Raw genomic sequence first — 13,872 nt, 5'->3', positions numbered from 1 at the left:
GGCGGGTCACGGCTCGCCGGGCGCCTCAGGAGCTGCCGGGCCGCCCGGACCGCCCGGACCGTCCCCGCCGCCGGGGTCGGTCGGGCTCGGCGCGGGCGGCGCGGGCTGCACCTGCGCGGTCACCGTCGTCGACGACGCTTGCCACGTCGTGGCCGACGGCACGTACCGCACCCGCAGCGTGGTGCTCCCCGGCGACCACCCGGTGGTCGGCAGCGTGACGGTCGCGGTGCCGTCGACGAGCGTCGCGCCCACGGCCGTCTCCCAGACGGGCGGCGAGCCGAGGGCGACCTGCACCTGCCCGGCGGGTGTCCCGGACGCGGTCGTCACGCGCACCGTCACCGTCAGGTCGGTGCCGACCGTGACCGGCGCCGACGTCGTCGCGGACACCGACGTGGCCGCCGGGACCGGGCTCGTCGTCGCCGTCACGAGCAGCTGCCGGGCGTTCGCCGGGACCGTCGACTGCGACAGCGCGACCAGCCACCCGGCGGTCGTGGTGGCCGTCAGCTGGGCCGCCGGTCCGCTCGTCGTGCCGGGCAGGTACAGCACCGAGTCGCTCGCACCGTCGATCAGCCGCACGTCGAGCGGGCTGCCGACGGTCGGTGCCACGCGGACGACGACGGACGGCGCCCCGCCCGTCGCCCGCAGCCGCACCTCGACCTCGCGCAGCTCGAGCGCCACGGTCCGCGGCCCCGTCACCTCGACGGTCTGCTCGACGCTCGCCAGGTGACCCGCGGGGCCCGCGGCGCGCACGGTCCAGGTGCCCGGCGGGACCTGGGCGAACGTCGTCACGTGCTGGGCGCCGGACCGTGCGACCGGCTGCGGGCCGAGCACGGTGCCCGTGCTCGACGTCAGGGTCACCAGCCCCCCGGTCAGGTCGGCGCCGATGGTCGACGTGAGCTGCACCGTCACCGCGTGGCGCGCGAGCGGGAAGGTCACGTCCAGCACGGTGCCCTGACCGGGTACGACCTGCACGCCGCGGGTGATCGTCACGCCCGACGCGACGAACGTCAGCGCGTACGTGCCACCACCCAGACCGCTGAGCAGGTAGCGGCCGTCGGGACCGGTGGTGACGGAGACGCCCTCGGTGGCGCCCTGCGGCGTGGCGGTCACGACGACGCCCGGCAGCTCGACGCTCGCACCGTCGGCCGTCTCCTGGGTCACCTGGCCCTGCACCGCGCCCGTGGGAGTCGCGAGCGGCACCTCGACGCGCCCCGGCTGGCCGGGGCCGACCGTGACGCGCGTGCTCACGGTCGTGTACTCCGTGGTCGAGGGCACCACCCACAGCGTGTACGTCAGCGGCAGCAGCCCGCCGAACACGAACTCGTCGTCCACGACGGTCGGCGGCGTGATCGTCACGGCGTGGTCGGAGTACGCCAGGCGGACGTTGAGGCCCTCGGTGACCGGCGCGCCGCTCGCGTCGGTGACGCGGACGGTGAGCGTCGAGCCGAGCGGGTCGAGCTCGAGGTGCGAGGTCGTGGTGCCGGTCGTGACGGCGGCGGGCACGGTGGCCGTGGTGTGCGCCTCGGCCGAGGCGGTGACGTCCCAGTCGCCCGCCCACAGGCCCTCGCGGTCCAGGTCGCCGACCAGCGTGTACGCCCCCGTCGTGTCGGAGCGGGCGGTGAACGTGGTCGTCGTGGCCCCCGTCGCGTCGGCGGGGCCCTCGCCGCGCACGTCGGCGCCCGGCAGGGCGACGGTCCACCCCGGCGCCAGGCGCGTGGACACCGTGCCGTGCACGCGGCCCAGCCCGGTGAGCGCGACCGACGGCGTCGCGACGGTGCCCGCGACGACCTCGACGCCGACCGGCTCGGGCGTGCGGAACCCGGCGGCGACCACCTGCACCTCGTAGGTGCCCACCGGCCGGGCGCCGAGGTCGACGACGGTCGCGGCGTTCACGTCGCGCTGCGCGAGGACCGTCCCGCCGGCCGACAGCGTGACGCGTGCGGCGGCCAGGGGCGCCGCACCGTCCGGCGCGAGCGTGACGCGCACGCCGCCGTCGCGCAGGAGGACCGTCTCGGAGCGCGTCGTGGCCGGGCCGCCGGTCGTGCGGTAGGGCACCTCGACGACGAGCTCGCCGCCCCCCGTGGCGGCGCTCCAGCCGGGGGCGCGCACGGCGAAGCGGTAGGTGCCCGGGCGGATCCGGTTCTCGACGCCGAGGACGGTGTCGACGAAGGTCAGGGCGACGCGCGTCGCGGGACGTGCGTCGGGCGCCTCGCCGACGGTCGTGTCGGCACCGGTCGCCGCGGGCGTCAGACGCACCGTGCCGGTGCCGGGCGGTGCGGACACCAGCTCGAACGTGACGGCGGGCGGCGTCGTGACGCGCGGGGCGAGCACGACCGACGCGTCGAGCAGCTGGTACGACGGCGTCAGGGTCATGCGGTCGACGCCCCCGAGCTCGACGCCGTCGAGGCGCAGCGTGTCGAAGCCGTCGGCCTGCACGACCAGGTCCACCTGGCCGGACACCAGCGCCAGCACGGGGTGCCCCGCGCACGCGCCGGCCGCGGTCGTGCACACCAGCGCCTCGCCGGACTCGTCGGTCGTGTACGTCTGGCTGCGGCGCACCTGGGTGGTGCCGGAGTACCCGACGACGCCCGTGACGGTGACCTGCGCGCCCTCGAGCGCCTGGAAGGCGTCGTGCGCCGACTGCACGACGACCTGCACGACCTGGTTGCCCACGGGGGAGGCGAGGACGACGGTCGCGTCGAGCTGCTGGTTCAGGGAGATGTCGCGCTCGACCGTGACGTCCACGCCCGGGTCGTCGGGCGCGGTCGTGACGATCGCGTACGTGCCGGGCGTCAGCCCCCGCAGCTCGGCGACGCCGTGCTCGTCGCTGACGGCGGTGCGCACGGTCGTGCCGCCCACCTGCTGCGTGGCGCGCACGGGCGCGTCGCGCACGACCTCGATGGCGCCGGTCGCGTCGGCGCGCAGCGTCGTGACCCGGATGATGCCGAGGCGTTCGACGGTCGCGTCGTAGCGCTTGGTCTCACCGGGTAGCAGCACGACCTCGGCGGGCTCGGGCGTCACCCAGTCGTCGGCGTCGAGGCCCACGACGACGACCTCCCACGTCCCGGCGGGCAGGCGCCGCAGCTCGTACATGCCCTGCGTGAGCCGCGCGCAGCGGGCGTCGGCCGCCGTGCAGGTCGTGGTCGCGGGCACGCACGTGGTCGTCGAACCGGCCGGGCGTGCGACGACGCACACGTCCGTGGGCAGGGCCCCGACGCGCGGCAGCACGGAGCCGACGAGGGACGGCGACGGCGTCAGCGCGACGGTCGCGGCCTCGACGACCGCACCCATGGGCACCGTGACGGTGACCGTGCCGCTCTCGTACCCGGGCACCGACACGCTCAGCGTGTACCGGCCGGGCAGCAGGCCGCCGTCACCGTCGCCGGGCAGGACGTACGCGTCGTCGGGCCCCGCGGTCGCGACGACCGTGCGCGTCGTGCCGTCGAGCGCGGTCGCGGTCGTCGTCACCGTGACGAGGCACGGCTCGGTGGTCGCCAGGCACTGCACGCGCCCGCCGGTCGACGCGTCGGTGACGCGGCCCGTGATCCCCGCGGTCGCGACGAGCCCGTCGCCCGGGACCGACGTCAGCACGAGGTCGGACGTCGCGGTGCCGCCGGCCGTGACCTCGACCTGCGCGTAGCCCGTGACGTGCCCGAAGGCCTCGGCGGACAGCACGTACGTCCCGGCGGCGACGCCGACGAACCGGTAGGAGCCGTTGCCGTCCGACGACGACATCGACTTGTAGGTCTCGGTGCCGTCGCTCAGGGTCAGGCCCGCGGCGGTGATGCCCGTGCCGTCGTCGCCGCGGACCGTGCCGGAGACCGCGCCGCCCACGGCCGTCATGGCGACCTCCCAGCCGTCGACGCCCGCGGCGGTGACGGCCAGCTCGCGCGTCACCGTCGCGTAGCCCGGGCCCCCGAGCGTCACGGTGTACGTGCCGGGGGCGGGCAGGTCCGCCAGGACGAAGCGGCCGGCGTCGTCGCCGGTGAGGGTCGTGGCGGTCCGCGTGACCGTGCCGTCGGTCGCGGTGACGGTCAGCCCGCCGATGCCGCCGACGCCGCCGAGCGTCGCCGTGCCCACCGCGGCGCCGGTGACGGACGCCAGGCCGGGCTCCACCGCGAGGTCGACCGTGCGCTCGCCCGCGGCGCCGAGCGTGACGAGCTGCGACGTGCTGCCCCACCGGTCGGACGACGCCGTCACGAGGTAGGTGCTCGGCGTGCTCAGGCCCTCGACCGACCAGGTGCCCACGCGGCCCTCGGTGACGGTGCGGGTCGTGACCGTCGTCGTGCCGTCGGTGAGGGTGAGGCCCACGCCGCCGACGGGCCCGTCGGGGCCGGTGACGACGCCGCGCAGGGCGCCGTCGCCCGCGCGCAGCTCGGTCTGCAGCGGGTTCGCCGACAGCTCGGCGCCCGTCAGGACGTACCGCTGCGTGCCGTACCCGGGCTTGGCGACGGTCACGAGGTAGCGCGTGGTGGGGGACAGGCCCGCGAAGGCCCAGGTGCCGGCCTCGTCGGTCGTGGTGCGCAGGCGCTGCGCGGTCGCGGCCGTGCCCTCGACCGTCAGCGCGGTGCCCAGGAGCTTGCCGGAGGCGGCGCCCACGGAACCGGCGCCCACAGGGCGGGCGACGGTCTGCACGACGGCCGCGACGTTCGACACGCTCGCCGGGGCGGTCGAGCCCCACAGCTCCGAGGTCGGCACGACCTGCACGGTGGCGCCGGCCGGGTCCGTGCCCGAGACCTGCCCGGCGACGCGCAACGTGGGGACGGCAGGGGCGTCCGACGCGTCCTGGCCGGGCGCGCCGGCCTCGTCGCCCTGGCCGTCGCCCTGGCCGCCGCCGGGGCTGCCGTCCTGCGCGCCGTCCTGGCCGCCGTCCTGCCCGTCGCCCGCCGTCACCGCGGCGTCCTGCCGGTCGCCGAGGGCCGTGACGACGCGCGGGATGCCGACGAGCGCACCCGCCGCCCACAGCGCCAGCACGACCACGACCGCCGCGACCTTGAGCACGGTCGGCCCGAGCCACGCGCGCGACGTGAACGTCCCCGGCACCTCCTGCGGTGCGCTGCGCCCGGTCGCGGTCACCAGGAACGTGTGGCGCTGCTCGCGGCCCACCCAGCGGTGGCCGGACCGCAGCACCGCGGGCACCCGGACCGTGCCCGCGGCGGGGACGTGCACGGGTGCGAGCGGCACGTCGACGTCGACGCCCGACCCCACGGCCGACAGCCGTGCGGACGTCGCGGCCGCACCGGTGTTCGCGAGCACGACGTCCACGCGCCGCCGGGCGCGGCCGCGCGCGTCGGCGGGCTCGATGCTCACGACGAGCTCGCCGGCCACGTCGAGCGTGAGGACGGCGTCGGTGACCGTGCGCCCGGCAGCGGACTCGACGACCACGAGGAACGGGTAGCTGCCGGCCGCGGTGCCCGCGGGCGGCGTCACGCGCAGCGTCGCGCCCGCGGTGGCACCGGGCGCGAGGCCCGGGACCGTCACGGCGGCGGGTGCCCACGCCGGCTCGAGGCCGATGGCGTGGACGTGCACGTCGAGCGGCACGTCGGCGACGTTGCGGACGCGGACGGCGACGTCCACGTCACGGCCGGGCGAGCCGTGCGCCGCGGCGCCGACCGTGACGGTCGGGGCGGTGGCGGTGCTGCGCCGGGAGGCGTCGCTCACTGCGGTGCTCCGATCCCGCGTGCTGCGGCACGCGCGTTCACGAGGTCACGTCCACGGTCCGCTGCTCGCTGGCGGTCAGCGTGAACGGCGACGAGACGCCGAGCACCGAGCCGCCCGCCACGACGCGGGCCTCCACGAGGTAGTTCTGCGGTGCGTCGACGTCGTCGAACGCGTACCCGCCGGACGCGTCGCTCGTCGTCGTCGCGACGGGCTGCGCACCGGCAAGTCCGTAGTCGGCGGCGCGGAACAGGCGGACGGTGGCACCCGCGACGGCGCCGCCGGTGCGCGTGACGGTGCCGCGCACGCCCGCGGGGCGCACGAGCACGGGGCTCAGGGACGCGTCCTGGCCCGCCTGCACCACGACGATCTGGGCGACGCTGCGGGTCCCGGCCCGCGTGAACGTCACGGTGTACGTGCCCGGCGGCAGCGCCTCGACGGCGTACTGCCCCACGGCCCCGGACGGCGTCGACGCGGTGGTGACGGTGCGCGTCACGGCGCCGGAGGCCACCTGGACCATGACGTTGCCCGCGGGCACCGGCGTGCCCGACGCGTCCTGCTGGCGCACGGTGCCGGACAGGGTCCCCGTCGCCGGGCGCATCGACACGTCGAGGCCCGCCGCGGACGCCGCACCGGACGTGACGCGGCCGAACCCGTCGATGCTCACCGACTGCACCTGCGACTGCAGGTCCGCGCGCGCGAACGTCACGGTGTACGTCCCCGGCACCGGCACCCCGGCCAGCCGCCACGTGCCCGAGCCCGACCGCGCGGCCGTGCGCCACGTGCTCGCACCGTCGGTCACGGTGACCTCGACGCCGCCCGGGTCGCCGCCCGGCACGCTCACCGCGCCGCCGAGCGTCCCCTCGGCGTCCCCGAGGACCACGTCGACGCCCGTGAGCTGCTGGCCCTCGCCGAGCGTCAGGGTCAGCGTCGACGGGGCGCGGCCCTCCGCGCCGACCACCACGGTGTACGTGCCGGGCGTCGGCAGGCCGCGCAGGACGAACGAGCCGACCGCGTCCTGCGTGAGCGAGACCGTCTCGACGCGCACCGTCGCGGACGACGCCACGACGTTGGCCCCGCCCAGCGGCCCGCCGCCGCCGCTCACGGTGCCGCTGATGGTCCCGTCGCCCAGCAGCAGCGGCAGCTCCAGTCCGCTGCGGGACTCCCCGGCGGCGACGTCGACGCGCTGCACGTGTGTCGCGAACCCGGTCTTGGCGACGACGAGGTCGTACACGGCGGGTGACGGGACGTCGGCGACCTCGAAGGTCCCGTCCTCGCCGACCGGCACCGTCCGCACGACCACGCCGTCGCCGGCGACGGGCTCCGCGGTGTCGCGCGCGACGTCGGTGCCGAGCAGGGGCTCGGTGTCGAGCGGCATCTGCACCTGGACGGTCGCACCGCCCACGTCGTCGCCCGTGACGGTGCCCGTGAGCGTCGCGGGGACCCCGCCGACGACCACGACGAGGCCCTCGGCGGCAGCGCCGTCCTCGACCTCGACCTCGACCGCGTCGTCGGGAGACGCCGCGGCGGGGTACCAGACCTCCGCGAACCCGGCGCCGCGCACGCGCAGCAGGAACGACCCGCCGACGAGCCGGCCGACCGCGAACGTGCCGTCGGACGCCGTGGCGACCGTCGCGACCGCCGCCGACGTGTCCTGCGCGGACACGACCTCGACGCTGACGCCGCTGAGCGTCGCACCGGTGGTCAGCTCCACGACGGTCCCGGCGAGCCGGGCGGTGCCGCTCGTCGCCGCGGCGTCGCGGGCCTGGGCGACCTGCAGCGCGAGGTCGCGGTCGGCCGCCGAGCGCTGCACGACCGTGCCGAGCGCGAGCGCGATGACGGTCGCGAACACCGTGACCGCCGCGAGCAGCCCCACGAGCGCGAGCGCACCGCGCGTGAACCGGGGCCGCTGCACGAAGACGCCGGTCGCCGCCGGCGGTGCGTCGCTCGCCGGCGCGTGCGGGCCCGTGGTCCGGACCTCGAAGGGCCGCAGCAGCGGGTCGCCGACCCACGGGCGCCGGGCGCGCGCGGTCAGCACCACGGACGTCGACCCGCGCGGCGGCACGACGACCTCGGGCGGGTCGAACGTGAAGACGGCCCGCGCCTCGGGGTCCACGGCCGTCAGGCCGCCGACGTGCTCGGTGTTGCCCTCGTTGTGCAGCACGGCCGTGAACACGGCCTGACGCCCGGCGGTGACCGTCGGGGGGTCCAGCACGACGCGGGTGCGGCGCAGCGCGGGGACCTCCAGCACGACCTCCTGGACGCTCACGACCGCCGGGTCCGCCAGGTCGAGGACCTCGACGCTCACCGTCGAGCGGCCCGCGGGCGCGTCGGCGGGCAGCGTCACGGCGACGCGCACGCTCGCGGTCGCGCCGGGGAACAGCCGGGGCTGCGGGTCGCTGACGTGCACCCACGCGGGGTCGACCCCGAGCACGCGCACGGCGAACCCGGCGATGACGTCGCGCGTGTTCGTCAGGGTGACGACGGCCTCGCTGGTGGCGCCGGCCCCGGCGGGCAGGTGGCGGGGGGTCACGTCGACGTGCATCAGGACCCCGGGACCGTGAGGTCGGTGCGCGCCGCCGCGCCGCCGCCGACCGCCACGAGCGTCGTGGCCAGCACGCGCCCGTCGGCGTCGAGGACGGACACGGTCCAGCGGCCCGCGTGCAGGCCGTCGAGCGCGTACGTGCCGGCGCCGAGGGCGCCGCTCTGCGCGGACGTGGTGCTGCGGACCTCGGCGCCGTCGGTCGCGCGCACGGTCAGGCCCGCGACGCCCGTGCCCGCCCGCAGGACGCGTCCCGTGACGGTGCCGACCGCGGGCCGCAGCGTCACCGTCCCGGCCGCGCCGCCGGCGGCGTCGACCGCGACGGTCGTCGAGGTGTACCCCGGCTTGGTGAACGTGAGCGTGAGCTCGCCCGCGCCGACGCCGGCGAGCGTGAACGCGCCGACGTCACCGGCGGTGAGCGTCGTCGTCGTGCCGCCCGTGCCGCCCGCGGCGACCTGCACGCCGCCGAGCCCCGCACCCGTCGGGTCGACGACGCGACCCCGGACCGTCCCGGCACCCGCGGGCAGCACGGCCCGCACGTCGTCGCGCTGCTCGCCCGCGCCGAGGTCGACGACGAGGGTCTGGGTGCCGTAGCCCGTGCGCGTGAACGTCAGCACGTACGTCGCGGGCGTCGGCAGCGCGGGCAGCACGAACCGGCCGACGTCGCCGACCGTCGGCGTGCCGACCTGCACCTCCTCGCCGTCGACGGTCGTCGTGACGGTCACGCCGCCGAGGCGGTTGACGCCGTCGGTGACGACGCCCGCGACCTGGCCCGTGCCCGCGCCGAGCGTCACGGCGGTCGCGATGCGCTGCTGCCCGCCGAGCACGCGCTCGGTGGTGGTCGTCGGCGCGTAGCCGTCGGCCGTGAACGTCAGGGCGTACGTCCCCGGCGCGGGCAGGCCCTCGAACAGGTAGGTGCCGCCCTGCGTGGTGGTGGTCCACGTCAGTGCCGGGTCGGCGCCGTCCCACGCGGCCGTCGCGGTGACGTCGACGGCGACCTCGCGCGTCGTCTGCCCCACGTCGACGGTGCCGGTGAGCGACGCGGGGTCGCCCTCGACGCGCAGGTCGACGCCCTCGGTGGTCTGCTGCGCCGGTGCCTGCACGGCGCGCGCGGCCGTCTCGTCCGGACCGGCCGGGTACCAGAGCGTCGTGTAGCCGTCGGCCTGGACGCGCACCAGGTACGCGCCCGGGAACAGGCCCGACATCGTGTACGTGCCGTCCGCCTGCGTCGCGGCCGAGGACACGACGACGAGGCCGTCGCGCGAGCGGCGCAGCGCGTCGACCGTCAGCCGCCCCACGCCCTGGCCGTCGACCGCGGAGGTCACCGTGCCGGTGAGCGTCGCGCCCACCGCCGCCGGGACCGCGCCGTCCTTGGCGAGCGCGCCGTCCGGCGCCGCACCGGCGCCCACGGTCGCGGCGTAGAAGGACCCGGCGGCGACCTTGCCGACGGGCTCGGCGCCCAGCGCCATGCGCATGCCGAACCACATCGCCGCCGCCCACGCCGCGAGGATCGCGAGCAGCACGAGCGCGGTCACGGCGCCGCGGCCCACGAGCGGCCGGTGCCGCAGCGTCAGCAGGACGCCGGCGGCCGCCGCGTCGTCACCGACGCCCGACGCCTCGACCCGCACGGCGCGGTCCTGGTCGGAGCCGAGCAGCCGGCGCGGTGCGTGCACCACGACCGTGCTGCTCGCCACCCCGGCCACCGGCACGTGCAGGGTCGACGGCGTGAGGGTCGCGGTGAGCGCGCGGTCGGTGTCGACGGTCCGCAGCGCCAGGTCCAGGGGCACGTTGCCGGTGTTGGTGGCCTGCACCGTGTAGGCCGCGCGCCGTCGCGCGCGCACGAGCGTCGGCGCGGCACCGAGCCGGGCGGCGGGCCGCGCGGGCACCGTCAGCTCGACGGGCAGCGGGGCGGGCGTCGCACCACCGGCGCGCCCGGTCAGCACGACCGAGAGCACGTGCGTGCCCGCGGGGAACGTCTCGGGCAGCCGGAACGTGAGCTGCACGTGCGCCGTCGCGTCGGGGAAGAGCACGACGCGGCTCGGGCTCGCGTCGACCGCGTCCGCGGGCACGCCGAGGACCTGGACGGTCAGCTCGTCGATCACGCCCGAGGTGTTCTGCACCTCCAGGGGGACCGTCCCCGTGCCGCCGGGCGCGACCTCCAGGGCGCTGGGTGCGCTGACCGCCCTCATCGGTGATCGGGCATGCGGCGCGCCACCTGCGCCTCGACGCCGGCGACCGCCGTCGGCGCGTCCTGCCACGGGTAGGCGTCCGCCGCCACGGTGGCGACGAGCGTGAACGACGCCCGCACCTGCCCGCCCAGCGACGTCCACAGGTCGCGCGGACGGTTGCGCTCGTCGGACGCGACCGCCAGCTGCACGGACGACTCCAGCGCCGCCGGTGCGTGCTCGGCGGGCACGGCCGGGTGCGCCAGCAGGCGCGTGAGCACGTCGCCCAGCAGCTGGTGCTCGTCACGCGTCGACCCGGCCCACGCGCTGACGAGGAAGCTCAGCTCGACCATCGGCAGCGGGAAGCGGCGGCGTGCGACCGTGCCGTCGGTGTGCCGCACGGGCGCCTCCACGCGCGCGGGCTGCGCCGAGCGTGCGACGTCGTACAGGAAGAGGTTCACCGTCAGGCGGTTCACCGTGGCGGACCACGTGGACGTCGGTGCGTCGAAGACGACGTCACCCTGCTGCTCGCTCAGCGGGAGGGCGGCGCGCAGCAGTCGCTCCAGCCCGTCCTGCACGGCAGGTATGAGCACGGCACCTCCCGACGGGCTGCGGAACACGGACACGCCCGTCCGGTGCCGGCGCGCAGGAGAGTGCTGCGGGACCTGCCGTCGGGTGGCTCCACGCTACGGAGCGGCCCGCGCGGCGGGCATCGGTAATCGCTACGGAACCTGCCGCCGCGGGCTCGACGGGCCGTCGTGCGGGGTGCCAGGGTGCCGACTGCGCGCGGAGCGACCGCGCGCGGGCCGGGCACGACCTCGGCGGGGCGGGGGAGACCGGTGGGTGGCACGTCGGCGACGCTGCAGGCGTTCGAGGCGGCGGTCGAGCGACGCGGCCCGGGGTGGGCGGACGCGGCCGCGGCCCGCGCCGCGCTCGACGCGCTGCGGGCGGACGCGCCCGGGCTCGACGCGCTCGCACCGGCCCTCGACGACCTCGCCGACGCGTGCGCGCTGGCCCCGTCCGACCGGCGGGTCGTCGCCGTCGCGCTGCTCGCGGAGACGCATCCCGTGGCGCACCTGCTGTGCGGGCTGCTCGCCGGCGACGGCGGCGCCGGCCTGCCGACGCTCGCGCTCACGCTCGAGCTGACCGGTGCGTCGGTCGTCGACCGGGCCGCCCACGCGCGCCTCGCGCCGGGCGCCGCGCTGCGCCGCGCCGGCCTGCTGCGGCTCGCGGGCGGTGCGACGTACGCGACGACGCGTGTGGGTCTGCGGCCCCGGGTCGTCGCGCACCTGCTGGGCCGCGCGGACGCGGCGCCCGAGATCCGCGCGCTGCTGGCCGAGGCCGTGCCCGCCGACGTCGCCGGCTACACGGACGTCGCGGCGGCGCTCGCGGCGGACGAGGCGCTCGTGTGGGTGCACGCACCCGTCGGCGCGGCGGGCACCGGCCTGGCCGTCGCCGCCTGCCGCGAGCTCGACGTCGGGTGCCTCGTCGTGGACCTGACGCGCCTGCCCGTCCCGGGAGGTGGCGAGGGGCCGGACCCCGCGACGCTGCACGAGGCCGTTCGCGCGGCGCAGCTCGAGGCGGTGCTGGGCCGCAGCGTGCTGGTGCTGGCCGGGGCCCACCTGGCCGGGCCGGACCTCGTGCGCCTCGTCGCGGACGGTGCCGTGCCCGTGGTGGCCGTGGGCGCCACCGTGTGGGACCCGCGCTGGGCGCCGTCGCTGCCGCCGACCGTGACCGCGGGACGCCTGACCCTCGGGCAGCGCGCCGAGCGGTGGGCCGTCATGACCGGTGCGGACGTCGCGACCGCCGACGTCGTGTCGCTGCGCATGACGCCCGAGGAGATCGTCAAGGTCGGCCGGCGCGCGCGGGCCGATGCCGCACGCGAGGGGCGCGGGCTCGACGTCGACGACGTGCGCCGCACCGCACGCCGCCTCGGTGGCGTCGCCGGCTCGCGCGTGCGGACCCAGGGCACCGCGGCGACCCTCGACGACCTCGTGCTCCCCGACCACACGCGCCTCGAGGTCGAGCGGCTCGTCGCGTGGGCGCGGCACCGCGACGACGTGCTCGCGCTGGGGGACCTGCAAGGCAAGGGCGGCAAGGGCACCGGCATCAGCGCCCTGTTCTCCGGCAGCCCCGGCACGGGCAAGACGCTGGCCGCGCACGTCGTGGCCGACACGCTCGGCATGGACCTGTTCCAGGTGGACCTGTCGGCGGTCGTCGACAAGTACATCGGGGAGACGGAGAAGAACCTCGAGCGCGTGTTCGGGCAGGCGGAGTCCCTCAACGCCGTGCTGTTCTTCGACGAGGCGGACGCGCTGTTCGGCTCGCGGTCCGCCGTCACCGACGCCAAGGACCGGTACGCCAACCAGGAGGTCGCCTACCTGCTGCAGCGCATGGAGGCCGCCGAGGGCCTGACGATCCTGGCGACGAACCTGCGCGGCAACCTCGACCCGGCCTTCGCCCGGCGCCTGCACTTCATGGTGCACTTCCCCGACCCCGACGTGCCGACGCGCCGGGCCCTGTGGTCGCACCACCTCGCGCAGCTGCCCGGCACGGACCCCGAGGACCCGGTCGACCTGGACCTCCTGGCCGAGAGCGTCGAGGTGTGCGGCGGCGACATCCGCAACGTCGTGCTCGCGGCGACCTACGACGCCGTCGCGGCACGCGAGCCCCTGGGCATGCGGCACGTGCGCGCCGCGACGCTGCGCGAGGTGGCCAAGCTGGGGCGGCGGCTGACCGACCCGCGGTGGTGAAGACTCGCCCGTCTCCACGCGTCTGTGCAGCGGATCGGGGCGGAACGGGAAGCCGATCCTCGGGAGGGCAGGACGCGACGTTCAGGGGCGTCGCCGCAGCAGCGCGGTGACGTCCTCCATGTCGCGGAGCCAGACGCCGGTTGCCGTGCACCGTAGGTCGACGAGCTCGAGCATGCGCCGCAGGTCGTCGGCCAGATCGCGAGCGAAGACAGGTTCGTGGTGAGCCAACCGGTTCCGCAGCCGGCGGACGACCTCCAAATCGTCGTAGATCCGGCCACGGAGTGCCTTGGGGTCGATCTGCCCGGCGTTCGGGAACGACCGAACGATGTTCCGGCTCCACAACCGTCCGTCATGACGGGCGGTGAACATGGTCTGCCAGAACACGAACTTCAGATCTGCCACGACCTTGCCGGTGGTGCCGTACCGCGCGCGGTTGGCGGCAAGGTCGTCTCGAGGCTTGTAGACCCGACCGCCCGGCGCAGGGAGAGTCCTGTAGAAGCCGTCGCTCCACGGCCACCGTTCGCCGTACACGCTCGACAGTGCGTCGTCGACAGCGTTGCGCACACTGACCTCTGCGAAGTGCGCGGGCAGTATCAGCGCCGCAGACACTCGGGCGTTCCACCCGTAGAGGTCGACCGCGGCCGCCTGGTCTTGCGCGGCGGCCCTGAGGTACGTGGCGGAACGCGCGCGGCTCAGGGTCCGACAGATCGCTACCGGGTCGTGGGATGTGGCGTGCGGCACGGCCAGAGCGTAG

6 protein-coding genes are annotated in these 13,872 nt (G+C 76.7%); 1 reads left to right on the top strand and 5 read right to left on the bottom strand.

Going from position 1 to position 13,872, the window contains the following annotated elements; translation table 11 throughout:
• Positions 1-6: 6 nt before the first annotated feature.
• Genes H9657_RS06840 through H9657_RS06825 form a run of 4 tightly spaced genes read right to left on the bottom strand, consistent with a single transcriptional unit; the run spans position 7 to position 10,958 of the window.
• A complete protein-coding gene (locus tag H9657_RS06840; RefSeq protein WP_191781716.1) occupies positions 7-5,661 on the bottom strand; it encodes a carboxypeptidase regulatory-like domain-containing protein in 5,655 nt (1,884 codons plus the stop codon).
• Positions 5,662-5,698: 37 nt separating this feature from the next.
• On the bottom strand, positions 5,699-8,191 hold the full coding sequence (locus tag H9657_RS06835) for a carboxypeptidase regulatory-like domain-containing protein (protein ID WP_191781714.1): 2,493 nt from the start codon (positions 8,189-8,191) through the stop codon (positions 5,699-5,701).
• Between the two features lie 11 nt (positions 8,192-8,202).
• Positions 8,203-10,389 (bottom strand): carboxypeptidase-like regulatory domain-containing protein, encoded by a 2,187-nt coding sequence (locus H9657_RS06830; protein WP_191781712.1) that lies wholly within the window; start codon positions 10,387-10,389, stop codon positions 8,203-8,205.
• Positions 10,386-10,958: a DUF4255 domain-containing protein gene (locus H9657_RS06825; RefSeq protein WP_191781710.1), complete on the bottom strand. Its 573-nt coding sequence runs from the start codon at positions 10,956-10,958 to the stop codon at positions 10,386-10,388. Before H9657_RS06825 ends, H9657_RS06830 begins: the two co-directional genes overlap by 4 nt.
• Positions 10,959-11,204: 246 nt before the next feature.
• On the opposite strand from H9657_RS06825, the gene H9657_RS19595 reads away from it, so the two are divergent.
• On the top strand, positions 11,205-13,118 hold the full coding sequence (locus H9657_RS19595) for an ATP-binding protein (protein WP_191781708.1): 1,914 nt from the start codon (positions 11,205-11,207) through the stop codon (positions 13,116-13,118).
• 81 nt (positions 13,119-13,199) lie between these two features.
• On the opposite strand, the gene H9657_RS06815 is transcribed toward H9657_RS19595, so the two are convergent.
• Positions 13,200-13,859, bottom strand: a complete 660-nt coding sequence (locus tag H9657_RS06815; protein ID WP_191781785.1) for a hypothetical protein — start codon at positions 13,857-13,859, stop codon at positions 13,200-13,202.
• Positions 13,860-13,872: the final 13 nt, after the last annotated feature.

This window comes from Cellulomonas avistercoris (assembly GCF_014836445.1).
Lineage (GTDB): Bacteria > Actinomycetota > Actinomycetes > Actinomycetales > Cellulomonadaceae > Cellulomonas > Cellulomonas avistercoris.
The sequence above is the reverse complement of the archived record's forward strand: the minus strand, read 5'-3'. Positions and strand labels throughout refer to the sequence as shown.